Origin of the sequence: Flavobacterium oreochromis, assembly GCF_019565455.1 — a bacterium.
In the GTDB taxonomy this organism is placed as follows: Bacteria; Bacteroidota; Bacteroidia; order Flavobacteriales; family Flavobacteriaceae; genus Flavobacterium; species Flavobacterium oreochromis.
In genome coordinates this window covers 3,047,263-3,071,380 of sequence record NZ_CP067377.1, presented here as the reverse complement: position 1 = coordinate 3,071,380, position 24,118 = coordinate 3,047,263, and the positions used below count along the sequence as shown (strand labels likewise).

At 27.8% G+C, this 24,118-nt stretch carries 22 protein-coding genes and 3 pseudogenes; 12 read left to right on the top strand and 13 right to left on the bottom strand.

Annotated elements, in window-relative coordinates:
• Window positions 1-299: 299 nt before the first annotated feature.
• Window positions 300-1,025, bottom strand: coding sequence for an iron-sulfur cluster repair di-iron protein (gene ric, locus JJC03_RS14650; RefSeq protein WP_174658974.1), 726 nt, complete (start codon window positions 1,023-1,025; stop codon window positions 300-302).
• A gap of 201 nt (window positions 1,026-1,226) precedes the next feature.
• Here ric and JJC03_RS14645 point away from each other — a divergent pair, with 201 nt between their 5' ends.
• The 12 genes and pseudogenes from JJC03_RS14645 (at window position 1,227) to JJC03_RS14600 (ending at window position 11,564) form a co-directional block, all read left to right on the top strand.
• Window positions 1,227-1,661 (top strand): c-type cytochrome, encoded by a 435-nt coding sequence (locus tag JJC03_RS14645; protein WP_088397819.1) that lies wholly within the window; start codon window positions 1,227-1,229, stop codon window positions 1,659-1,661.
• A gap of 14 nt (window positions 1,662-1,675) precedes the next feature.
• Complete coding sequence (locus tag JJC03_RS14640; RefSeq protein WP_235873554.1) at window positions 1,676-3,007, top strand: cbb3-type cytochrome c oxidase subunit I; 1,332 nt, start codon at window positions 1,676-1,678, stop codon at window positions 3,005-3,007.
• Between the two features lie 74 nt (window positions 3,008-3,081).
• On the top strand, window positions 3,082-4,332 hold the full coding sequence (locus tag JJC03_RS14635; RefSeq protein WP_235873553.1) for an alginate export family protein: 1,251 nt from the start codon (window positions 3,082-3,084) through the stop codon (window positions 4,330-4,332).
• Between the two features lie 36 nt (window positions 4,333-4,368).
• Window positions 4,369-5,808 (top strand): annotated as a pseudogene (gene nirK, locus JJC03_RS14630) (copper-containing nitrite reductase).
• Window positions 5,809-5,835: 27 nt separating this feature from the next.
• Entirely contained in the window at window positions 5,836-6,675 is an 840-nt protein-coding gene (locus tag JJC03_RS14625) for a formylglycine-generating enzyme family protein (protein ID WP_235873552.1), read from the top strand.
• A 54-nt stretch (window positions 6,676-6,729) separates the two neighbouring features.
• Window positions 6,730-7,262, top strand: a pseudogene (locus tag JJC03_RS14620) (SCO family protein).
• Window positions 7,263-7,361: 99 nt separating this feature from the next.
• Window positions 7,362-8,141: a CbbQ/NirQ/NorQ/GpvN family protein gene (locus tag JJC03_RS14615; protein ID WP_088397813.1), complete on the top strand. Its 780-nt coding sequence runs from the start codon at window positions 7,362-7,364 to the stop codon at window positions 8,139-8,141.
• Window positions 8,142-8,144: 3 nt separating this feature from the next.
• Window positions 8,145-8,363 (top strand): hypothetical protein, encoded by a 219-nt coding sequence (locus JJC03_RS18265; RefSeq protein ID WP_258931958.1) that lies wholly within the window; start codon window positions 8,145-8,147, stop codon window positions 8,361-8,363.
• A 13-nt stretch (window positions 8,364-8,376) separates the two neighbouring features.
• Window positions 8,377-9,903 (top strand): nitric oxide reductase activation protein NorD, encoded by a 1,527-nt coding sequence (locus tag JJC03_RS14610; RefSeq protein WP_258931957.1) that lies wholly within the window; start codon window positions 8,377-8,379, stop codon window positions 9,901-9,903.
• 248 nt (window positions 9,904-10,151) lie between these two features.
• Window positions 10,152-10,553 (top strand): cytochrome c oxidase subunit 3, encoded by a 402-nt coding sequence (locus tag JJC03_RS14605; protein WP_258931956.1) that lies wholly within the window; start codon window positions 10,152-10,154, stop codon window positions 10,551-10,553.
• Between the two features lie 26 nt (window positions 10,554-10,579).
• Complete coding sequence (locus JJC03_RS18260; RefSeq protein ID WP_309597808.1) at window positions 10,580-10,732, top strand: hypothetical protein; 153 nt, start codon at window positions 10,580-10,582, stop codon at window positions 10,730-10,732.
• Window positions 10,733-11,060: 328 nt separating this feature from the next.
• Window positions 11,061-11,564 (top strand): c-type cytochrome, encoded by a 504-nt coding sequence (locus JJC03_RS14600; protein WP_088397809.1) that lies wholly within the window; start codon window positions 11,061-11,063, stop codon window positions 11,562-11,564.
• 211 nt (window positions 11,565-11,775) lie between these two features.
• Here the strand turns inward: JJC03_RS14600 and JJC03_RS14595 are convergent, their stop codons facing one another.
• From JJC03_RS14595 to JJC03_RS14545, 12 genes and pseudogenes are all read right to left on the bottom strand, one after another.
• A complete protein-coding gene (locus tag JJC03_RS14595) occupies window positions 11,776-12,747 on the bottom strand; it encodes a hypothetical protein (protein ID WP_235873551.1) in 972 nt (323 codons plus the stop codon).
• A gap of 262 nt (window positions 12,748-13,009) precedes the next feature.
• A complete protein-coding gene (locus JJC03_RS14590) occupies window positions 13,010-13,174 on the bottom strand; it encodes a helix-turn-helix domain-containing protein (protein ID WP_235873550.1) in 165 nt (54 codons plus the stop codon).
• Window positions 13,174-13,596, bottom strand: a complete 423-nt coding sequence (locus JJC03_RS14585) for a Crp/Fnr family transcriptional regulator (RefSeq protein ID WP_235873549.1) — start codon at window positions 13,594-13,596, stop codon at window positions 13,174-13,176. Before JJC03_RS14585 ends, JJC03_RS14590 begins: the two co-directional genes overlap by 1 nt.
• A 21-nt stretch (window positions 13,597-13,617) precedes the next feature.
• Window positions 13,618-13,833, bottom strand: a complete 216-nt coding sequence (locus tag JJC03_RS18255) for a hypothetical protein (protein ID WP_258932631.1) — start codon at window positions 13,831-13,833, stop codon at window positions 13,618-13,620.
• Window positions 13,834-14,055: 222 nt separating this feature from the next.
• Window positions 14,056-15,134, bottom strand: a pseudogene (locus JJC03_RS14580) (L-aspartate oxidase); the annotation flags it as partial.
• Window positions 15,131-15,697 carry a quinolinate synthase NadA gene (gene nadA, locus JJC03_RS14575; protein ID WP_088397805.1) on the bottom strand — a complete coding sequence of 189 codons (567 nt, stop codon included), beginning with the start codon at window positions 15,695-15,697 and terminating at the stop codon, window positions 15,131-15,133. The gene nadA and the pseudogene JJC03_RS14580, both read right to left, overlap by 4 nt.
• Window positions 15,698-15,699: 2 nt before the next feature.
• Window positions 15,700-17,013, bottom strand: a complete 1,314-nt coding sequence (locus tag JJC03_RS14570; RefSeq protein WP_088444596.1) for a cbb3-type cytochrome c oxidase subunit I — start codon at window positions 17,011-17,013, stop codon at window positions 15,700-15,702.
• Window positions 17,010-17,423, bottom strand: a complete 414-nt coding sequence (locus JJC03_RS14565) for a c-type cytochrome (protein ID WP_235873548.1) — start codon at window positions 17,421-17,423, stop codon at window positions 17,010-17,012. Before JJC03_RS14565 ends, JJC03_RS14570 begins: the two co-directional genes overlap by 4 nt.
• 69 nt (window positions 17,424-17,492) lie before the next feature.
• Window positions 17,493-17,927 (bottom strand): RrF2 family transcriptional regulator, encoded by a 435-nt coding sequence (locus JJC03_RS14560; RefSeq protein WP_235873547.1) that lies wholly within the window; start codon window positions 17,925-17,927, stop codon window positions 17,493-17,495.
• Window positions 17,928-18,118: 191 nt separating this feature from the next.
• Window positions 18,119-20,188: an OmpA family protein gene (locus tag JJC03_RS14555; RefSeq protein ID WP_235873546.1), complete on the bottom strand. Its 2,070-nt coding sequence runs from the start codon at window positions 20,186-20,188 to the stop codon at window positions 18,119-18,121.
• A gap of 101 nt (window positions 20,189-20,289) precedes the next feature.
• Window positions 20,290-21,225 carry a PorP/SprF family type IX secretion system membrane protein gene (locus JJC03_RS14550; protein WP_088444598.1) on the bottom strand — a complete coding sequence of 312 codons (936 nt, stop codon included), beginning with the start codon at window positions 21,223-21,225 and terminating at the stop codon, window positions 20,290-20,292.
• A gap of 22 nt (window positions 21,226-21,247) precedes the next feature.
• Entirely contained in the window at window positions 21,248-23,905 is a 2,658-nt protein-coding gene (locus JJC03_RS14545; protein ID WP_235873545.1) for a T9SS type B sorting domain-containing protein, read from the bottom strand.
• Window positions 23,906-24,118 lie beyond the last annotated feature (213 nt).

The following is a 24,118-nucleotide window of genomic DNA, read 5'->3' as shown; positions in this document are numbered from 1 at the left end:
ATATAGAATTCAAAGTGTTTTTTCTGCCAAAATTAATTAATTATGACAATTTGAGTAATAATATAATCATAATTTTTTTAGGCAATTACTGTTCTTTTTAGCTTTTATATCTATTGGTAAAAATTATACACAATTGAAGAAATTAATTAACATGACTATTCTTATTTAAAATAAAATTTTATCAAGGTAATTAAATAGGTTTTTTATAATCTAAGAAGAGAGTACTTCCCTATTTATTGTTATACTAAGGGAAAACTACAGACTGTAAATACTCATACAGACTGTAGTAGTAGTATTTTTTAGTAAATTAATTTTTCTTCTAATTGCATGGCCGATGGGAAAAGTATGTTATTTTCAAGATGAATATGTTTATGTAAATCTTCTTCAAATTCATTAAGCATTGCGTAAGTCACTTTATACGTATTACATGCTCCTTGAGGAGGTGTATATCTATTAGTAAGTTTGCTAATTTTATCAAATCTATCTCCTTCATTCTCATGTTCGTGTTTCATCATTTGAATAGGATTATTCACTGTCATAAAACTAGGTGTAGTAATTTTTATATCATTATTAGCGGCTGATACCATTTTTTTGATAAAAGGAAAAAGAATTAATTCTTCTTTTTTCATATGTTGGCTCAAATCATTTGAACTGGCAACAAAAAGATCTCGTATTTCAAAAAGATCTGGGTTTTTAGTTCCATGAACTTGACAAATTTTATTCAAAAGCTGCATTATAACAGGTATTTTTTCTTCTACATAGGTATGATGCTTTTCTTCAATATAATCTATTAACGTATCTAATGACATTGCTTTAAAATTATTTGAATCAATAGTTAAATTTCTATCCAAGGAGTTCAATTCTTTAATTAAGATATCTTCTTGAATTCCTACTGTATTACATACTTCCTTAATCGTTCTATTTCCTTTACAACAAAAATCTATTCCATATTTTGAAAAAATTTGAGCTGTTCTATAGTCTTCTGCCACGTAATCACCTATTAATTTATGTTCTATGGTATTCATTTTATAACTTTTATAATTAATTATTCGAAGTTACTTTATAAGTATTTTTCTTTTTATGACCAGAATCATAGAGTAAAAAATCTTGATTAAAAAGCATTTGTATGACAAATATCATATATAGTTAACGAAATGTTAATGAAATTTGTTATTCAAATAAGATAAAAATGTCTCATTAATAATAATTTTAAAAGAAGAAGAATTATGCTATCAAAATCACAAGCAAGAATGTTTTTTTTGGGAGGCACATTAGTAACGTTTCTAATTTTTATTGGATTAACGATCTATTCATTTTCCCCAAAAAATGATCAAACAAACTATACTAAAATAGACTCAAATGTAGTACGTGGCAAAGAAATTTGGGAGTCTAACAACTGTATGGGATGTCATACAATATTAGGTGAAGGGGCTTATTATGCTCCTGAGTTAACAAAGGTTATTGATAGACGAGGTGAAAATTACGTTAAAGCAGTCCTAATGTCTCCTATACCTTGGGCTCCTAACGGTAGAAAGATGGTAGCATATAAAATGAGTCCTAAAGATGCTGATGCTATGGTAGCTTATCTAAAATGGATTGGAGGCATTGATCTAAATGGATATGACAAAGTAGTTTCTCCTTTATCAAAAATTAATAATTAATAAAAATAATTAAAATGAAATATAAATCACAAAAAGTAGCTTATTGGTTTTTCGCCTTATGTATGCTGTTATTAATACTTCAAATAATTTATGGTTTTGTCATGGGTTTTGCACGAATTGGTCTAGATGGATTACATGATATTATACCTTTTAACACTGCTAGAGCTGTACATACTAATCTACTAGTAGTTTGGCTACTAACAGGTTTTATGGGAGCTGCTTATTATATAATTCCAGAAGAAGCACAACGAGAATTAGTAAATGTAAAATTAGCTTACATTCAACTAATATCTTTAGCTATTGTGGGCGTAGTAGCTGTAGTAAGTTATCATTTTAATCATTGGGAAGGTAGAAAATTCTTAGAAATTCCTAGAGAATTAGATTTTTTAGTAGTTATAAATGTACTCTTATTCTTAGGTTTAATATTAACAACTTTATTTAAGGCAGAAAGAAAGACAACTACGGCTTTGGTCTTATCAATGGGATTATTGTTTGCAGCATTATTATACTTACCAGGTATGATTTGGTTTGATAGTCAAGTAATGGATTCTTTTTTCCGCTGGTGGGTAGTTCACTTATGGGTAGAAGGCGTTTGGGAATTAATTATGGGAGGTATATTATCCTTTTTATTAATTAAATTAACTGGAGTTGACCGTGAAGTAATTGAAAAATGGTTATATGTTATTGTAGGTTTAACCTTCTTATCTGGTATACTTGGTACAGGTCATCATTATTATTATATAGGCGTAAATAAAATTTGGTTAATTATAGGCGGTATTTTTTCAGCTCTTGAGCCTTTGGCCTTTTTAGGTATGGCATTGTTCGCTGTAAATATGTATAGAAAAGGTGAAAAAAAGCATCCTAATAAATTAGCATTGTACTGGACTTTAGGATCTGCTATTGTTTCTTTCATAGGTGCAGGCTTATTAGGTTTTGCGCATACTTTACCTCAAACAAATGTATATACACACGGAACTTTAGTAACTGCAATGCACGGACATTTAGCCTTTTGGGGAGCATATGCCATGATAGTATTAGCAATTATTAGTTATGCAATTCCTAATCTTACAGGGAGAAAAAGATATGATTCAACTACGGGTAGAATGGCTTTTTGGTTATCAAATATTGGAATGTTAGGAATGACAACAGCTTTTGGTGTAGCTGGTGTAGCCCAAGTATATCTTGAAAGAAAATTTAAGATGGAATTTATGACTGTTCAAAATGAAATAAGTGTTCATTTTATAGTATTACTGTTGTGTGCAACATTATTTACCATTGGAATATCATTATACATCTATGATTTTGTTAAACATGGCAATACAAATGATGAAGCAATAATTAATTAAACTAATTTATTTTTTTAAATCTCTAAAAAACTGACAATTTAAGAATAGTCGTTAACAAATAAATTTTAAATAATATGAAACCTGTATATTTAACAATTGCCGGATTATTCTCTTCTTTGGCTTTTTCCCAACAATTTAATGTAAATGCTGATTTAAGAGCACGATTAGAAAATAGAAATGGTTATGGCACATTAAAGCCTTTTAATGAAAAAGCTGCAACTTTTATTTCTCAAAGAACTCGTATCACATTTGACTATAATTATAATAATATAAAACTGGTTGCTTCACCTCAAAATGTTAGAACGTGGGGAGATGTTTTAACAAATTCGAAAAGTGATACAGGTATAAATTTTCATGAAGCTTATGGAGAAGTAAAAATAAATGATAAATTTTCATTTAAACTGGGCAGACAAGAAATAGCTTATGATGATCAGAGAATTTTTGGTAGCATAGACTGGGCAATGCAAGCAAAAAGTCATGATGCTCTTCTATTTAAATTTAGTCCATCTATTAAGCAAATCATACATTTAGGTATTGCGTATAATGCCAATAAGGAAACTAACTTTAAAGAAAATTATATTCCTTCACAATATAAATCACTTCAATATGCTTGGTATAATGGGAGCTTTAAAGATTTAAATTTAAGCTTATTAGTACTAAATAATGGAATGAGTTATTTAAGCAATGGAGAGGAAAAAATAGATTATAGTCAAACATTTGGACCTAGATTAGTTTTTAAACGAAATAATTTAAGTATTGATGGTGCTACTTATCTACAAACAGGAAAAATAAACGCTAATAATATAATGGCTAGCTATTTTTCAGCAAATATAAATTACAAATTTATTCAAGCTTTTCTGGCAGGATTAGGAATTGAATACTTATCAGGTAAAAACCAAGATGATACTAGTACTGATATAAAATCATTTAATCCTTTACATGGTACCAATCATAAATTCAATGGATACATGGATTATTTTTATGTGGGAAATCACATCAATAATGTTGGACTAACTGATTTATATATAAACTTTCAATATGAGAAAGATAAGTTTTCTGCACGTCTTACCCCTCATTACTTTTTATCAAGTGCAAACATATATCAATTAGGAGAAAAAAAAGATAATTATTTAGGTACTGAAATTGATTTTACTGCTTCTTACAAATTATTAGAAAATGTAACAATAGACGGAGGATTTTCTCAAATGTTTGCTACGAATTCTATGGAAATAATAAAAGGTGGTAATAAAAATAATGGTAATAATTGGGCTTTTTTATCCATAAAAATCAATCCTAATTTATTTAACACAAGCTTAAAAAATTAACCCTAATACAAATACAAAACTTTAAAAATTCACATTATGATTAAACGCTTAATATTCTCGGCCTCTTTAGCCAGCTTATTACTTGTTGGCTGTAAGAAAGACTCTGGTAGTTCATCTATAGATCCCACATCAATTGAAGTAGAAGGAGAACCCATTCAAGCTGAATTAACGGCTCCTCCTTTTGTTCCAAAACCTGTAGGAGACAGACCCGCCAAAAAAACTCATTGTTAATATGGAAATCATTGAAAAAGAGGGTGAAATGGCTGATGGTGTAAAATATGTTTACTGGACTTATGGTGGTTCTGTGCCAGGAAGCTTTATTAGAACAAGAGTTGGGGATGAAGTTGAATTTCACTTAAAAAATCACCCAAATAACAAACTACCCCATAATATAGATTTACATGCTGTAACAGGTCCTGGTGGTGGTGCAAAATCATCTTTTGTGGCTCCTGGTCATGAAGTTACTTTTTCATTTAAAGTATTAAATCAAGGTTTATATGTATACCATTGTGCCACTGCTCCTGTAGGTATGCACATTGCAAACGGTATGTATGGATTAATACTCGTAGAACCAGAAGGAGGTTTACCCCCAGTTGATAAAGAATACTATGTAATGCAAGGCGATTTTTACACAAAAGGAGCAAATGGTGAAAAAGGATTACAACCTTTTGACATGGCTAAAGCAATTAAAGAAGAACCTGATTATGTAGTGTTTAATGGTAAAACAGGATCTTTAGTAGGCGATAATGCTTTAACAGCAAAAGTAGGTGAAAGAATCCGTTTATTTGTAGGTAATGGTGGTCCTAACTTAGTTTCTTCTTTCCACGTAATTGGTGAAATATTTGATAATGTTCATATAGAAGGAGGAACAACAATTAATCATGATATACAAACTACTCTAGTACCTGCCGGTGGTGCCGCTATTGTTGATTTTAAAGTTGAAGTTCCTGGTACTTTAATTTTAGTAGATCATTCTATTTTTAGAACTTTTAATAAAGGTAGTTTAGGTATGATTAATGTTACAGGAGATGATAATAAAAAAGTATATTCTGGAACACAATCAGATCAGGTATATCTACCTGAAGGAGGTACTATTCAATCTATGCCTAACGAAAAAGTAATAAAACCTACTAAAGCTGTTACTCTATCAGAACGTATTGCTGATGGTAAATCAGTATATGGAAAAACATGTTTTGCTTGTCATCAAGCTAACGGAGAAGGATTACCTAATGCCTTCCCTCCTCTTGCTAAATCAGATTTCTTAAATGCTGACATTAACAGAGCTATTGAAATTATATTAAAAGGTAAAACAGGTGAAATAACAGTAAATGGTAAAAAATTCAATAGTGTTATGACTGCTCAAACACTGACTGATGAAGAAGTAGCAAATGTTCTTACCTATGTATATAGCCAATGGGGTAATAGCAAAAAGAAGTTACTCCTGCTATGGTTACAGCCGTTCGAGCAAAAAAATAACAACAAAATATTTTAATTATTAATTCTATGAATCGTTTATATTTCCTTTTAACCTTAATTATTTTTATTTCTTGTCAGAAAAATACAGACTCAGAAACAAATGGAAATGTAAACAAACCATCTATTTCTACTCTAAAAGATATATCTTTTGGAGTAGAAACACCGATGGTGTATATAAAAGGTGGAGCTTATATTCCTCTTTATGGAAAAAATGGAAAAAAAGTAGGTGTTTCTAATTTTTACATAGATGTCTACCCTGTGACTAATAAAAACTTTTTAGCTTTTGTAAAAAAAAACACTAAATGGCAAAAATCTAATATAAAAAAAATTTTTGCGGATCAAAACTATCTTAAAAATTGGAAATCAAACACTCAAATTGAAAATATCAATAAACTTAACTACCCTATTACAAATGTTTCTTGGTATGCCGCAAATGCTTATTGTGAATGCCAAGGCAAACGTTTACCTACTGTTGATGAATGGGAATATGTAGCCATGGCTGATGATAAACTACCTGATGCAAGAAAACAAAAATCATACAATCAATTAATACTAGATTGGTATGAAAAACCTCAAGCATTTGATCATGAAGTGGGACAAACATTTAAAAATTATTATGGTGTATATGACTTACACGGATTAGTATGGGAATGGACTGCTGATTTTAGCTCCATCCTTCTAACAGGAGAATCAAGAAATGATGTGACCACTGATAAAAATTTATTTTGCGGTAGTGGTTCATTAAATGCTTCAGATCTTATGAATTATGCCGCTTTTATGCGATATGCTTTTAGAGGTAGTATAAAAGCTAACTATGCCATACAAAACCTTGGTTTTAGATGCGTAAAAGATTCTATAAAAAAATAAAATTTCAAATATGAAAAATTTAGTACTGATACTTAGTTTTCTTTCATTACTAGGATGCAAAAAGCAGAAACAAAAGCAGAAAATAATGCCATATCACAAACATCTATTTTTAATCTAACTAGCGAATGGAAGACTCAAGATAATAAAACTATTCATCTTCAAGATTTAAAAGGAAAAGTTACAGTAATGGTTATGATTTATACTACTTGTAAAGCTGCTTGTCCTAGATTAGTAGCTGATATGCGAGATATTGAATCCAAAATGCCTAAAAATAAATTAACTGATCTAAATTTTGTTCTTGTCAGTATAGATCCTGAAACGGATACTCCTGAAAGATTAAAAAAATTTGCAAAAGAAAATTTAATGGATGCTTCACATTGGACTTTCCTACAAGGTAACACAAATACTGTTCAAGAATTTGCCAATGTACTTGCAGTAAAATACAAAAAAATCTCTCCCATGGATTTTTCACACTCAAATATAATCAGTGTATTTAATAAAAAGGAGAACTTGTTCATCAACAAGAAGGATTAGGTGTAAATAATAAAACTACAATAAATAAAATTATTGAAACCTTAGATAACTAATTTTCAAAACAATCAAACGGAATCTTTATACCCTTCTACATACGCTCATACCTTATTTTTACAAATTGGGTTAAGATTCCGTTTATTTTTCCCTAAACTATGAAAAATTTAAAACCATATTATTTTCCCGTGGGTAAAGAAGAAGATGTCTTTACTCACGCTTATCAAAACAAAATTCCAGTTTTACTAAAAGGTCCTACTGGAACTGGCAAATCAAGATTTGTAGAATATATGGCTCATAAACTTGATAAAAAATTCTTAACTGTTAGCTGCCATGAAGAAACCTCTTCTACTGACTTAATAGGAAGATTTATTATAAAAGGTGCAGAAACAATCTGGATTGATGGTCCATTAACTACTGCTTTAAAAAAAGGCTATATACTTTATCTAGACGAAATTGCTGAAGCTCGTCCTGATGTAATTGTAGCGATACATTCATTAACAGATCATAGAAGGGAGCTTTTTATAGATAAATTAGGCGAAACCTATAAAGCACATGATAACTTTATGATTGTTGCTTCTTTTAACCCTGGTTATCAAAGAGGTTTTAAAGAATTAAAACCTTCAACTAGACAACGTTTTATTGCTTTATCTTTTGAATATCCTGAAAGCAAAATAGAAACAGAGATCATTGTTAACGAAACAGGTATTGATAACGATACTGCTAAAAAAATTGTAACAATAGGCAACAAAATTAGAAATCTAACCGAGCTTGGTTTAACAGAAACCGTTTCAACAAGATTACTGGTTGATGCTGCTAAACTCATTCATTCAGGGTTACCTAAAAGATTATCGATACACACTGCTGTAGTAGAACCTTTAACAGATGATTTACAAACGACTCAATCCTTAAAAGATTTGTGTGACTTAATGATATAAAATATGAGTTTAGATTTAGACGAAATAGTATTTGGATTTGTAGCAAAATACTTTAAAAAATCTCAAAAAAAAGCATTAGAATCTGATACAAATGCAGTCTTTTTAAAAGATATTGCTCCTCGACTAACTCTTATAGCTAATGCCACTAGTGGAAAATCAATTAATATTTATCCAGCTGAAAAAGAAGGAGGTTATAAAAATAATAACTTTTTTTTTACCTGAATATTTTAATCAATTGGATTCATATGAAAAAAACCTTTCCTTTTATTTTTTTAGGGTTTTATACCTCTCAATACAACAATCATTACAACTTAATTGGAATGAACCTGAAAATGATTTAGAAAAATCACAAAATCAAGCTAATATAGCTTCTGCTAAAATACTTCCTCTTCTTTTTGAAAATTATCCTAAAACTAAAAGTATTCATACCCTTTTATTAGACTATTTTAATTATAAAAATCTAGAAAATCCACATTTATATTGGCTCTATGGAAAATTTATGTTTGCAGAAGAAGAAAAAAATATTGAACAACAAAATACTATTGATACTAATAAAACAACTACAAAAATTGATGAGGTAAAAACAACTCTAAAAACTGTGGGAGTTGAAGAAATAAAATCGCTCCAAATAGATACAAAACAACAGGAAGATGATGTATTAAATCATAGTTTTGAAAAAGTAGAAACAGTTGATGAATTCTATGGAAATTGGAAAAATTTTAATGGTGAAGATGAATTAGAAGAACATAATGATGCACTAGAAGAAATAAAAATGCGTTTTACGGTACGAGTAAATGATACCGCACATTCTATTTATCAATCTGATTTTATTGAAAACTTAACAGTAGCTGAATCAGGCGAAAAAGATGAAAAAGGAACTTTTTTATATTATGACGAATGGGATTTTTCTAAATTAAAATACCGTTCTAATTTTTGTAAAATATATCCTAAACTACAACTAAAAACAGATGAAGGTTACTACTATAATACTATTAAAAACTATAGTTCAATCTTAAACGGATTAAGAAAATCATTAACCAACGTAAATAATAAATTATTACAACAAAAAAGACAAACACAAGGAAATGAATTTGATATAGATGCTTTAACTGATTTGTACGTAGATGTACATACTAAAAAAACATCATCAGAAAACATCTACTTTTCAAATAGAAAAAAAGATAAAGACATTTCTATTTTATTATTACTTGATGTCAGTTTGTCTAGCGATAGTTATGTAGATGGAAATCGAGTTTTAGATGTTGAAAAAGAAGTTTCCATCTTATTTGGTGAAATTCTACATGAATTTAATATAGATTTTTCAATAGATAGTTTCTCCTCAAAAACTAGAAATCACATCAATTATGTTACTCTAAAAGATTTTACTGAAAATTGGGAAATAGGTAAAAAAAGAATTGGATATACAAAACCAGGTGGTTATACACGTATAGGTGGAGCTATAAGACATGCTGGTAATAGATTGAAAACACGCAAAACTAAAAACAAATGGATCATCCTAATTTCTGATGGAAAACCTAATGATTATGATAAATATGAAGGAAAATATGGTATAAATGATGTAAAACAAGCACTAAAAGAACTATCTACAAATAAAATAAATTCATATGCACTAACTATTGAAGCACAGGCTAAATATTACTTACCTCAAATGTTTGGTCAAAACCATTTTCAAATACTAAAAAATCCTATAGAATTAATTAATGCTTTAGCTTATTTATTTGATAAAATCAAAAGACAATAGTTCCTTTCAAAAATACCTTTATTATGAAAACTTATTTATTAAAATATTCTTTTTAAAAGGACTTTTAAGCAAATCTTTTAAAAAAAATACTGGTTGTAAAACGGCCTCTTCTCTTTCTAGCTATCATAAAAAATCATATCTAGTCAATTTAAATTCTGTTGAAGAAGTAAAAAGAACTTATTAACAATAAATTAAAAATTATTAGTACATCACATAATATAGAAAAAGGACAAGTAAATTTTTTATAAATGAAAAATACAACAACAAACTATAAAGATTTCTATTACCCTCCTGGAGGTATTCTACTATGGATAATTATTATACTAGAAATTATAACCTTTGGTATGGCTATTATAGCTATGAATTACAGCGCACAAGAAGAAATAAAAATATTTAGTGAGTCTTGTTTAAAATTAAATAATGACATAGGATTAATTAATACTATTATACTACTCACCAGTGGCTTTTTTATGGCAACTTCTGTTAATTATGCTAAAAAGAGCGATCACAAAAAATTTAATTTGTATCTAAAAATTACCATGTTATTAGGTGTTCTTTTTTTAATCTTAAAAAGCTATGAATATTTTGAAAAATTAAACCATAATATTAATCTAGATACCAATACCTTTTTACTTATTATTGGCTACTAACCGGTTTTCATTATTTACACGTTGTAATAGGCTTATTAATCCTTTTAATTATTTATATAAAAAGTAAGAAAACATCTTTAGCTAAAAATCTTTTTGATATTGAAGCTTCAGGAGCATTTTGGCATATGTGCGATCTCATATGGTTAATCTTATTCCCTGCCTTGTATTTAATTTTTTAATTATGGAAAAACACTTAATCAAGTCTTACGGTACTTTACTAATATTGACTTTTTTAGCATTTATTTTACAATTCATCAAAGTAAATCCTATTGGTAAAATTAGCTTTATCATGTTCCTTTTTTCTATAAAATTTTTATTCGTTGCATTTCAATTTATGGAATTAAAAAAGCAAATATTGCTTGGAAACTTATTATTATAACCATTCTAATTTTAATTGTATTACCTGTCATTTTAATTAATATTTAAAATATAAATAGCAGTTTGTGATTAAAATCATAAACTAAAAATATTAGAATAATGAAATTTGTTAAACTTAAAATTTAAATTATGAAGAAATTTATTGTATTAGCATTTACTCTAAGTTTAGTTATTGCTTGTGGAAAAAAAAATAGTCAAGAAGAAGATTTTTCAAAACCTGTTAATGAACCTACCGTTTCAGAAGGTACTATAGAAGCAACTCCTCAAACGACTGAAGCAAATGGAGAGTATGATGCACAAAAAGGAGAAGGTAAATATGATAAAGTTGAATTAGGAGCTAAAGTTGATCAAAAAATGGCTGCTGAAGGAGAAAAAGTTGCTGGATTAAAATGTACTTCTTGCCATAAATTAACAGATGAAAAACTAATTGGTCCTGGATGGAAAGGAGTAACACAAAGAAGAACTCCTGAATGGATTATGAATTTTATTAGTAATCCCGACCCAATGATTGACAAAGATCCTGAATTAAAAAAACAATTAGAAGTTTGTAAATTACGTATGCCAAATCAAAATCTTACAGATACAGAAGCTAGAAATATACTAGAATACATGAGAAAAAATGACGGAGCATAAATATCCTCTTTCTATAATGATATAAAAATAAAGCCATACTCCAAAAGTAAAAAATCAAATATATAACCTGATAATTACTTATTAATAACAAGAGGGGATCTAAAATTATACAATTTAGCCAGTTATACTAAACAGAGAAATCTTATAATATTAATTATAAAACTCCTACTATCATCAGGATGACAAGCTTTACGCTGATTTTAGCCCCCTCTTACAATTTGCTTTTATTTAGACTAATCCCTTCATTGTTTTTATCACCGCTAATTGTCTGTGAAACTAGTAGTAACATTATTCCCATTACTATCAATAAGGAAATATAAACTAAAACTTCATTTGTAAAAGGTAAATAAATATTGAAATATGGTAACCCTCCTTGAGTAAATAAAAAAACTTGATTTAAAATTACACCTATACAAAATATTATAAGACCTAATTTAGTATTTTTTCTTAGATGAAATAGTTTATTAATACACATAAAAGCTAATAAAAATAAGGTAACTATACATAAAAATATTAAATGTAGATAGCCTATTACTATTGTCCTATTACCATAAACAAACAGTCTTAATTCGTCTATAAATAAACCTATTTGCAATATAAATTTCAAAGTGGTTGCTATAAGTACTATTAATAATATTCCTCTTAAAACTAAAGATAACTTTTTATATTCATCTTTAAAGGATACAATAAATATATACTGCATTTTTAACCAAAAATAAAATTGTAAAAAAGTAAAAATAGCTGTTAGGATGAATATCCACTTGGGTATTTCAGCCCAAAGTATAGATAACATATAAGTTAAAATACAAGATATAGAAAAGATATAAAAATATTTTTTAACTTGTTTTGCTAATTTGTTATTTAATGAAAGCCTGCTAATAAATAGACCAATAATAGTAAAGAAAAACCAACCATTGTATTGAAAATGTAAATAAAAATAAATTGAAAAATAATAAAAATTCTCATGTATAGTTTTGGCAGCTAACATATAAGCCAGAAAGAGAGTTCCCAAAGAAGAAATAAGATTAAAAAACAAACCTCCTTTAATCCATAAATTTGAAAGAGTCCCTTCTCTATAATCTTTAAAAAAATAATACGTAAATAAATAGGTTATAATAATAGACAATGTTGATAATATGATTGAAATTAATCCATAACCTTGTACTATAAACGAAAAAAGCATTCCATAAGAACAAATTAAATTAGATATAAGTAGTACATTATACTTTTTATAAAATCCTTCTTTTTGTGATAAGATTATTAAAAAAAATAAAGTTTGGCTAATCCAACCTGAAAAAGCAAAATGTGAATGTGAATGAAGAAGATTTTTTTGTTGGAAAAAGGAAATTCAAAAGCAATCTTATAACGCATTAGAGTTCCTAAAACAGCAACAATGAACAAATTAAAAATCAAAATAAATACCCAATTCTTACTCGTAATTTTCATTAAAAATAAATTTTGTGATTAATAATTTCTATAATTCCTGATTTTTTAAGCTTAGAACAAGCACGAATTACAGTTTCTACTCTAAGTCCTGTAAAATTTGCAATCTCTTGACGAGTAAAAGGAATAAAAATTTTTTCATTAATATTCTCTGGCTTTTGAATCATTAAAAAGATATTATTTTCTGTTCAGTATTTTGATTAATAATATCCTTAGATGATTTAGCTTTACCTATGATTCTTTTAGACAAAATTTTAATAAATAATATTTGTAATTCTGGCATGTCCTCTAACATTCTAAAAAAATTTTTCTTAGAAAGTTTTAGCAAAATGCTATCTTTTATACAAGCCGCTGTAGTTGGATAATTTTCTTCAATAAACAATGGAGGTTCACCAAAACTTTGACCACTTAAAAAATATCCTTGTACAAATTCTTTACCTTCTTCATTCCTATTAAACATTCTAACGCTTCCATTTATAATAAAATAAAAAAATAAAGCAGATTCTCCTTCGTTAAAAATTACTTCATTTTTTTTAAACGTTTTTTCTATTGCTCCATATTTTATAAACTCTTCATAATACTTAATCATATTGCTTACAACTAAATTTACTTAAACTTTTAAAAAACTACCATAACTTTTTTTCCGTTTTAAAGACGCGGAAATAATTAACTTTCCTATGGTTATCATATTTCTTATTTCACATAAAGGTGCTGATATTATATTTTGTTGAAATTTTATTTCTATCTCTTCACTCCATTTACATAATAATCCTTTAGCTTCTTTTAAATCATGATCATTTCTTATAATACCTGCATTTTCTCTCATTAATAACTGTAATTCTGTCTCTAAACTATTAAGAAAAGTTACAGATAAATCACTTTGCTGAAGAGGACGTAAATCATCAAAATTAAAATTATGTGTTAGTTTATTTAACGAGGCTGTAGAAATACTTTTATAAATTCTGTTAGAATAAACTAAAGCTTCTAATAACGAATTTGAAGCTAATCTATTAGCTCCATGTAAACCTGTCCTAGAACATTCACCACAGGCATATAAATTTTCAATAGATGTTTTACCATTTATATCTACATCTACTCCCCCACATACATAGTGTTGTACGGGTAATACTGGAATCCAATCTTTTACTAAATTTATATAATTTTTAATACAATAATTGTAAATTGTAGGGAATTTATTTTTTACTTCATTAATATTCAAATGAGTACAATCTAAATACACACATGATTGATTTGTTCTTCTAAGTTCTTCAAAAATACCTTGAACAACAATATCTTGAGAAGCAAGTTCTCCTCTTTCATCTATATTAAGTAAAAATCTTTTTCCCTGTTTATTTCGTAAAAATGCACCAACTCTTCTTAAAGCTTCTGATATCAGAAAAATTTCTGTTGATTCAGGTTTGTAAAAAGCAGTAGGGTGAAATTGAATAAATTCCATGTCTTTTATTTTTGCTTTAGCTCTATAAGCCATTGCTATACCATCTCCTGTTGAGATCATTCGATTAGTTGTTTGACCATATACTTGTCCAATGCCTCCTGTTGCTAAAATTGTAAATCCTGAAATAATGTTTAATATTTCACCTGTTTTCTCATTTAATACATAGTATCCATAACATCTATTACTTTCTACTAATAAATCAATAGCTAAATGATATTCTAAAACAGATATATTTTTTTGTTTTAATGTTTTATTAATTAAAGTTTTTTGAATTTCTCTTCCTGTTTGATCTTTTTATGTACAATTCTGTTTTCTGAATGTCCTACTTCTTTCCCCAAGTTGAATTCTCCATTTGAATTCTTATCAAATGATGCTCCCCATTTTAGTAATTCTTCTAATCTTTTAAGACCTTCTTTTATTACCATTTCTACTACTTTCTTATCACATAATCCATATCCTGATTTTAGTGTATCTTTAATATGTTTTTCAAAAGAATCATTAATAGTATCACTTACTATAGCTACACCTCCTTGTGCATATTTTGTATTAGATTCTTCATCAGATGATTTTGTAATAATTGTTATTTTTCTTTCTGGAAAATGTTCTGCTATTTTTAATGCAAATGTTAATCCTGCTACACCTGATCCTATTATTAAATAATCCGTTCTCATATACAATATTTAACTCTATCTAAAGACTTCTTTTGCTTAGATACATAATCAATCCTATCTGAAATTGATCGTATATATTTTGCTATTTGTAATATATGTGTTTCAGATTCAGAAAGTGTTATTATTTCAGCATCAGAATAGTTTTTATATAAAGCAATTAGTTTTTCTAAAGAAAAAGATTCATGAACTATACAACTTTCATCCCAGAGCAGCATTTTTCTATCTGTTTCTTCTACAAAATACTCACCTTTTTTTTGATCAAATACAAAAATAAGAGGACTACCTTGTAGTATAGATTGATTTTTTTTTATAATATTAGATGAAGAAAAAACAATATCACTTAATACTTTTATTTCAGTAGAGCAATTAATATATTTAATAACAATACGATCAGGATTATTAAAAATAAATTTACTACAAGTTTTCATTGGACCAGAATCAGCAAGAAAGCGACCTTCTCCTAGATAATCAACTATTTCTTTATTATGATAATAATGAGATAGAATAACTTTCTTTTTTTTTCTTTTAAGTAAAATATTATCTATTAATTGTCTATAATTCATTTTTATAAATAGATAATTTGATTTATTTTTTTTATCAGAGGAATCACTATTAATAAGAGTCCAACAAAGAGTCCAACACCAGCTACACTAAAAGAAATATAAACCCATAATAAATTTTGATGTAAAGTAGAAAAAGAATTCATTCCATTATTTTGCACCCAATACGATTTGTATATACCTGCTATAATTAATATAATCCAAAAGAAGAATAATGAATAATCAAATATTTTATATCCTATATATTTGATATCAAAATTTGAAATTGTAATAAATTCAGATATTATATAAAGTACAGAAGCTAATAATATAGATGTATTGATACCTATGGTAGTCCCCATAGCATGTGCAACTGTTATATGAGTTCCGTGAGTGTATAAATTAATAGCTGGAATTGATACTAAAAGAGCTAGTATTATATTCAAAAAAATCCATTTATCTGTTAGTTTTAAAAATTGATATGATAATAAATGTTGTTTTTTTATATCTATTGTAACTGATTTTTTCCATTCGTAGATAATATTAAATAATACGATCCATTCGGTCATACTTATTACATAAGCAAAATATCTTATCCAGCGTTCCGTGGGTACGATATAAATATGATGCGCCCAACCAAACATTAAGTTTGTCAACCCTAAAAAGTAAAAAAAGAAATAATTAAATTTTCGACCAATAGAGTCATCATGCTTAATCTTAGACATTAAATATATTGCAGTACCATAAATGAGCATATTCCAAGCTCCTACAAATGAGCCTCCTGCTTTCCATTGAATAGTTAAACTTTTAATAAAATTAGAATTTACACTAGGAATTAGCCAAGAATAGGCCTCTAGTAAATGATAAATCATAAAAATTATACCCGTTCCCCACATCCAATAGTAAACAGGCCAATTATCAAGTTTCTTTATTAATGTTTTATAGTAATTTATTCCAAAAATCACCCAGCCTAAAAGTATAGGTATTATTAAAAAAGGAGGAAATTCTAGATATTCTTTTCCACCAAAATTTCCTAATAAGTAAGAAATCAATATTAAAATCCCTGCTCCTAAGAAAATAATAAAGTGAATTTTTAAAAGTATATAAGAATAAATTGGTAAGTCTTTTGATATATAATAATAAACCCCACCAGTTCCTGTTAAAATAATCCAAGCTATTACACAAACGGTGTGCATAGACCTTAAATGTGAAAAGGGAACAATAGCTTTTATAAACTCTGGTATTACATATTGAATACTAGATAACAGTCCCAAGAAAATTCCTAGAATTAAAGAAATTAATCCGAGTAAAATAAATAACAAGCAAATTTTATTTCTCATTTTTCAGCATAATTTTCAACCCAACCGCTTTTAGAAACAAGATGATTATTTGTTATATAAATACCTGTTTTATCAATTTCTTTTAGAAAAATTATAATTTCTCTTTTTTCTTTTTCTGTAAAATGAAATTTAGGCATTGTCTTGATCCCACTATTCAAAATAGATTTAATATAATTTTCTCCTTTATTAGGATTAGAATAGATATTTGTTAAATCAGGTCCTAAATAACCTCCTAAACCATATAATTGATGACAACTTATACAATTATTTTCTTGCCATAACTGTTGGCCTCTTTCTGCCATTTTTGATAATTTATCTGCTGATTTTGAGTTATAAACAAGATAATTATATTTTATAAAAGCTAAGAGTAAAAAAGTAATGAATATAAAATATATTTTTTTAATAGGCATTTGAGTGTTTTTAATAAGACAAAAATATCCTATTATCAAATACTACTTTATGACTTTTGTCATTAGACTCTAATATTTTAAAAATGTATTTCCAATTTTAATTCCAGACGCTAGCTCTTCTAAGTTTGTATTTTTAAAAACACATAATAGATCGGATTTTATATCTTTAAACTTGTCATGAAAAGGGCAAGGATGTTCTTCTGAACAATCTTTTAATCCTAGTCCACATCCTTTAATTACAGAATCACAATCTAAAGCTTCAATAATTTCTAAGAGTGTAATTTTTTTTAATTTATTCTTTTCTATATAGAATCCTCCCCCACTACCTTTAGATGAAGAAACGATATCTTTACGAACTAACTTTTGCAAAATTTTAGCAGTAAAAGCCATCGGAGAATCAATTTGATCTGCTATCTCTTTTTGACTAATTTTCTTATTAATTACAGATTCAGAAGCAATAAAAATAGTTGCTCTAATTCCGTATTCGCAAGTTTTAGAAAACATATTTTTTTATGTAAATTTATCTATAAAAAATGAAAATTAAGAAAATATTTGTCATATTAATAGTATTTATTTTTTTTCATTAAAACTATTAAAATCTATTAGTTCTACTAATTACAACTATATAATTTAAACAAAAAGCCGTTTCTAATTTATATTGAAACGGCTTTTTATCTATAATTTATACTTAAGTTTTACAAATCTTTAATAACAAATTCACTCCTACGATTTAACTCATGTTCTTCTTCTGTACAAGATTCTTCAGTAGGACATTTTATAACAGGCTGACTTTCTCCATATCCTTTTGCTATAATACGTTTAGCATCTATTCCTCTATCTATAAAATAGTCTTTTGTAGAAGTTGCTCTATTTTCAGATAAAATTAAGTTATAGGTCTTTCCTCCTCTAATATCAGTATGTGAACCAATTTCTACCACCATATCCGGGTATTTTTTCATCAGATCAATTACTTTATCTAATACAGGTTTAGAATCACGACGAATATACCATAAATCATAATCAAAATAAATTGGATCTGTTTTAATAACTAATTTATCTTTTTGAGCTACAATATCTTTTTCTTTTGCTAATATTTCTTTTAATTTTTCTTTCTTCTTCTCTTCCGCTATTACTTTTTCTTTTTCTTTAGCCTCTTCTTCTGCTTTTTTCTTTGCTTCCTCTACTAGAGTTTGTTCTTCTTGAAGTTTAACTAAAGATTTTAATTTCATAGAAGCATCATTTTCTTTATTGCGTTCTTTTTGAATTAATAAAGAACGTTTTTCTTCTAGATAGCCTTCTTTTGAAGCTTTTACTATATATTCTTTTTCACATGCAACTGTGAATTTAAATTTGCCATAAGCATCTGTTGAAATAGCTTCTATATCTTTTTTTTCTATTAAATCGTATAAGACAAGCCTTGCTCCTTCTAATGGTAAAGCTGTATTTATATCTGTAATTATACCCGTAATATACTGTTTACAATCTTCTATAATAAGAGGTTTTATTTCTGATAACGAATAAAGATCATCACCTCCTTTTCCTCCTTTTCTATTAGTTGAAAAAAATCCTTCTTTTGTATTAGAATTAATGTTAAAGGCAAAATCATCTACTCCTGAATTTATAGGCAAACCGACATTAATGGGTTTAGAAAAATTTTCATTAGTAATATTGGAAACATAAATATCTAAAGCCCCAAAACCAATATGTCCATTAGAAGAAAAATATAATTTATTATCTTTTGAAACAAAAGGAAATTGCTCACGACGAGTTGTATTTATTTGATCGCCTAAGTTTTTTGGTATCCCAAATAGTCCTTCATTAATTTCAACACTATAAATATCAAAAGAGCCTTTACTACCTGGCATATCAGATGAAAAATAGAGCGTTTTTTCATCTGGACTTAAAGCTGGATGAGCTGTAGAATAATTAGGGTTATTAATAGGTAGTGAAGTAATCTTATCCCATTTACCATCCACTAATTGAGCTCTATAAATGTGTAATACTGAAATCTCTTGGCTATTTTTAGCCCTTTTTCCATTTTTCTTTGTGTAATTTTTAGTAAAATACATAGTCTTTCCATCTGCTGTAAAAACAGGTGTCGCTTCGTGCATTGGTGACTTTAATTCTTTTGCAAAATAATGTACAGTAGAATCTTTTGCGTGAATATTACTTAATGGAACAGAAACTAAATTTAAATACGATTCATTATTCCATTTATATATTTTATCTAAAAAACCTGTTTGATTTTTAGCAGCTGCATATACTAATTGATCATTGTAAATAACTGCACCAAACTCTGATTTATCAGTATTAATTTCTAAATTTTTTATTTTAAAACGCTCCCCTATTGCTATAATATTTTCTAATAGTTTGAGATCTTTCTCAAATAAAGCTAGCTCTGTAGATTTTCCCCTTTTAGTATAATAGTCTATTAGAACTTGATTGGCTTCTGCATAATTTGCTGTAGCTTTTAATGATTCTGAAAAACGAAAATAATATTCTTCTGATAGATCTTTTCCATAATGTTTAATTAAAAAACGATAATATCGTTGTGCACTTTTAAGATCATTTATAAAATAATAACAATCTCCTAAATTCTGAATAACTTCTTGGGATCTATTTTCAGCTACTAATTTTTCATATAATGGAATTGCTTCACTATAGTAAGTTCTATTAAAGTATTTTTTTGCTCGTTCTAAATTATTTTCTTGGGCAAATCCAAATGATGAAAATAAAAGAATTGATATATATAATAATCTTTTCATAAATTTATTTTTTATATTCCAGCCACAACATATTTAGATTATTCTCAAACCTTTGTTTAGCTATAACCTCTCTTATTAAAAGCTTTAATACGATTTTATTTTTAAAAGAATCGTGGCGATTTATCGTACCCTCTTCCTAATAAATCTAAATTAAAAATTAAGAATACTTCATGTGTACCCGAATTAAAACGTCCTAAATTAGATAATGTATGATCATATGAATAACCTAATTTTAAACTTTTAGTGGCATTGATAGCCATTAAACCACTTATAGCATCATGTAATCTATAAGAAGCTCCTAGCTCAAAACGGTTATTATATAAAGCATTTGCCGAAATATCTAATGATAATGGGGCTCCTTTCACTATTTTTGCCATAGTAGCTGGTTTAATTTTCCACATATCACTTATATTAAATACATAACCTGCAGTAGCAAACAAATGCAATTCTTCTGATCCTAAAGCATTAATTCCTTGACGCTCTTCAATGTGTTTAGTGGGTAATACATTAGGCGCTGAAATACCGATATAATACTTATCAGTAAAATAGTAAGCTCCAACTCCTAAATTGGGACTAAAAGCATTTATATTATTATTAAAAGCTTGATCAGAAGCTGTATTTCCTGTTTCCAATCTAAAACCATTAAAATTAGTAGTTAGATTTGTAAAACCCGCTTTCATCCCAAATGATAATCTTTGACTATTTTCAAACTCAAGTATATAAGCAAAATCAGCATAAAAATTATTTTCCTTTTTAGCTCCACCTCCCACATCATCTGTAATTAAAGAAACTCCAACTTCTATTTTTTTATTCAAAGGCATATGAGCAAAAGCCGTCATAGTCTTAGGAGCGCCAATAGCGCCAACCCACTGTGAACGATATAAAACACCTAAATCTAAAACAGATTGTTTAGCAGTGGCATATGCTGGATTTACCACACTCATATTATACATATAATGTGTATATTGAGGGTCTTGCTGGGCAAAACTTGTTAGACTAATTAATAATAAATAGACTTTATATATATTGTTTTTCATTTACTTGTTGCTTTAATGAATATTAACGATTCAGATATAAACGTCCTTGTTTTGACGGAATATTATCTTTATTGAAGTTAATTAGATAAAAATACACGTCATTAGGTACTACAGCATCAAATAAATTAGTTGAAGCTGAATTTTTACCATCCCAATTTTTATCTTTATTCCCTTTGAATAATAAATTACCATATCTATTATAAATTTCAATAGTGTAATTAGGGTAAACAAATTCAATATTAGGTATATGAAAAGTATCATTTAAACCGTCTCCATTAGGAGAAAAACCATCAGGAATAAAGAAATCTTCAGGAACATTACATTCTGTTAATAAAACCGTTACGACTAAAGCATCTTTTGATTTACATCCGTATATTGAATTCGTATTAAATCCATAATAAGTCATTCCTTCTTGTAATATAGTAGAAGAACTCATTATACTACCATTTACTAAGGCATCACGCCATTCTATTTTTGAAGGATTATTTGTTCTATTAGATAAATCATAAATTGTGGGTTTATCTAATCCACAAAAAAGTTCTCCTTTTTGATTTAATATAGGCACATCAACAACATCAATCCTTACATTTACAGGCACTCGTTCTGTCTCACAGTGTGTTACTAAATTAACTTTAGAAACATAATATTTACCTGTTTTCAACATAGATGTATTAGATAACGCTACAATGGATAAATCTGAATTGTACCATATATATTCACTTCCTTGTGGTTTTAAATTTAATATGGTTGCATTTTCATTTTCACAAAAAACTTGATCTGATACAATGGGTAATTCTGGGTAATCATAAATTTTAAAAGTATGTATAATATTACTCAAAGGAAGTCCACAAGTATTATTTAGGTTTATTAATTCAGTTAATAATATTGTTGTAACTCCTGTATTAAGTAATAAATTTTTAGGAAGTATAAATTTTGCATTTCCTGAAACTACATCTAATGTTACTTCATTATTTACGGAATTATTTGCTCCGCTAAGATTATACAATAATTTTATACGTTGTAACGATTCTAAACCTGTAATAACTACTTCTACAGATTTATCCTTACAAACATCATTAACTGATATGGCTAAATTAGTGATGATAGGCAAAGGCTTTACCTTAAATAGAGTTCGTAAATCTATTAATTTTAAACAACCTGTTTCATCATTAATAATACTAGTAATGATCATTTCTGTATCTCCAGCATTTATTAATAAATGATTAGGAATTATAAAATTAGCTAGTCCTCTTATAATATTAATTTTGGCAAATTGATTAGTAGCAGTATTAGCCCCTGTTAAGTTATATGTAATAGAATAAATTCCATTTTCTAGTAATGAAGCATTATTTATAATAGCATCTGCATTATGATTTTGACAAACCTCATTTACAGTTAAAATTGCATTTTCTATATTAGGTAAAGGATTAATTTTAACTGCTCTTGATTGATTTATAAAATTACTTTGGCAAATTCCTAACGTTTTAGTATATATTACTTTCATAATAGTAACTAAATAAGTATTTGGGTTATTAAATACTTCATTAGGTATATTAAAATTAGCAACTCCATTTTTAAAAGGAACAACTATTTCTTCAGGATTAAGATCTGAAACTTTATAGGTAACAGTATAATTACCATCTGGCATTAAAACAGGTTTTTGAGATAAAGCAACATTAAACAAAGTTGTAGGAACTTGATCTATACATCTTTTATCAGGAGTAACTGTAAATGATAATTTTGAATAATCTATATAATCTTCTATTTTTATTGTAAAAGTTGATGTTTTTTTAAAACATATTGGATTAGTAGGATACACTTCATAAGTAAAAGAATAAATCCCAGCTCCAAATTTGTTATAAATCTTTTCAATATTGATAAAAGAGTCTGTTAGAGATGTCAATTCACCTGTATTATTATCATCATACCATCTTCCTCCTTGATCCTCTCCTTCTAGCCTATCAAACAAATTTAAATTACGATAAGTAGAAAAATCTTCATTACTACAAATACTAAGAGGTAAAGGAGTTCCCGAATTGGCTGGGGGATAGACTGTTAATTCTGCTGTAATTCTACTGGCAGGGCATTCAGTTATTTCGTTTACGGTATAAGAAAATGTGTAGGTTTTAGGTGAATTTAATTTTTCAGATGATGCATCAAAAAAATTAGAGCTAACTCCTAAACCATTTGTTTCGTTAACCCAAACACCGTTAAATTGAGGTCCTATATTAGAACCCGTTCCATCAAATAGTCTAAACAAATTATAAGAAGCATCATCCCCACAAGTTGTTCCTTTTGGACCCGGAACACCTGTATAATTTCCTACCGTTACTTCTACAGTACCTGTGTTATCTACACATCCAGAAACATTGGAAACGGTATAAGTATACGTATACTTACCACTTTTTCTAATTTTTTGAACGTTCAAGATACCTGTTACCGGGTTTAATCCTCCTGATAATTCATCATCTGACCAAACCCCTCCTCTCATAGGATTACCTCCTAATAAAGAAAATAGATCAATAGTTTGACTATTTAAATTAGCAATATCACAAACAGTAATAACTCCTAAATCATTTCCAGCACACTGAGCTTTTGAAGTTTGATTAGGTAGAATTACAAACACGAATAGGAAAACTGTGGGAGCAATTTTCCAAAGAATGGGTAAAAATCTCTTCATTTTCTACGAAAATTTATACAAAAGTATGTATTGTTAGCTTTTTTAGTTGCATTACAGATAAAAATCGACAAAAAACACTTTTAATCGGTAAAAAACACTTCCTCCAGAAGAAAAAAGAGACAAAAATTACAATAATTAAATCTGACTAATTATTTCTCACTCAACTAAAAAATGTTATAGATCTTAATTTTACGTGAGTACAACTTCTATTTT

What these genes read in the sequence shown, in the direction of transcription:
- ric (WP_174658974.1), bottom strand. Translation starts at nt 1,025, where the DNA reads ATGAATACCATAGAACATAAATTAATAGGTGATTACGTGGCAGAAGAC.
- JJC03_RS14645 (WP_088397819.1), top strand. Translation starts at nt 1,227, where the DNA reads ATGCTATCAAAATCACAAGCAAGAATGTTTTTTTTGGGAGGCACATTA.
- JJC03_RS14640 (WP_235873554.1), top strand. Translation starts at nt 1,676, where the DNA reads ATGAAATATAAATCACAAAAAGTAGCTTATTGGTTTTTCGCCTTATGT.
- JJC03_RS14635 (WP_235873553.1), top strand. Translation starts at nt 3,082, where the DNA reads ATGAAACCTGTATATTTAACAATTGCCGGATTATTCTCTTCTTTGGCT.
- JJC03_RS14625 (WP_235873552.1), top strand. Translation starts at nt 5,836, where the DNA reads ATGAATCGTTTATATTTCCTTTTAACCTTAATTATTTTTATTTCTTGT.
- JJC03_RS14615 (WP_088397813.1), top strand. Translation starts at nt 7,362, where the DNA reads ATGAAAAATTTAAAACCATATTATTTTCCCGTGGGTAAAGAAGAAGAT.
- JJC03_RS18265 (WP_258931958.1), top strand. Translation starts at nt 8,145, where the DNA reads ATGAGTTTAGATTTAGACGAAATAGTATTTGGATTTGTAGCAAAATAC.
- JJC03_RS14605 (WP_258931956.1), top strand. Translation starts at nt 10,152, where the DNA reads ATGAAAAATACAACAACAAACTATAAAGATTTCTATTACCCTCCTGGA.
- JJC03_RS14600 (WP_088397809.1), top strand. Translation starts at nt 11,061, where the DNA reads ATGAAGAAATTTATTGTATTAGCATTTACTCTAAGTTTAGTTATTGCT.
- JJC03_RS14595 (WP_235873551.1), bottom strand. Translation starts at nt 12,747, where the DNA reads ATGCTTTTTTCGTTTATAGTACAAGGTTATGGATTAATTTCAATCATA.
- JJC03_RS14590 (WP_235873550.1), bottom strand. Translation starts at nt 13,174, where the DNA reads ATGATTCAAAAGCCAGAGAATATTAATGAAAAAATTTTTATTCCTTTT.
- JJC03_RS14585 (WP_235873549.1), bottom strand. Translation starts at nt 13,596, where the DNA reads ATGATTAAGTATTATGAAGAGTTTATAAAATATGGAGCAATAGAAAAA.
- JJC03_RS18255 (WP_258932631.1), bottom strand. Translation starts at nt 13,833, where the DNA reads ATGAGAGAAAATGCAGGTATTATAAGAAATGATCATGATTTAAAAGAA.
- nadA (WP_088397805.1), bottom strand. Translation starts at nt 15,697, where the DNA reads ATGAATTATAGACAATTAATAGATAATATTTTACTTAAAAGAAAAAAA.
- JJC03_RS14570 (WP_088444596.1), bottom strand. Translation starts at nt 17,013, where the DNA reads ATGAGAAATAAAATTTGCTTGTTATTTATTTTACTCGGATTAATTTCT.
- JJC03_RS14565 (WP_235873548.1), bottom strand. Translation starts at nt 17,423, where the DNA reads ATGCCTATTAAAAAAATATATTTTATATTCATTACTTTTTTACTCTTA.
- JJC03_RS14560 (WP_235873547.1), bottom strand. Translation starts at nt 17,927, where the DNA reads ATGTTTTCTAAAACTTGCGAATACGGAATTAGAGCAACTATTTTTATT.
- JJC03_RS14555 (WP_235873546.1), bottom strand. Translation starts at nt 20,188, where the DNA reads ATGAAAAGATTATTATATATATCAATTCTTTTATTTTCATCATTTGGA.
- JJC03_RS14550 (WP_088444598.1), bottom strand. Translation starts at nt 21,225, where the DNA reads ATGAAAAACAATATATATAAAGTCTATTTATTATTAATTAGTCTAACA.
- JJC03_RS14545 (WP_235873545.1), bottom strand. Translation starts at nt 23,905, where the DNA reads ATGAAGAGATTTTTACCCATTCTTTGGAAAATTGCTCCCACAGTTTTC.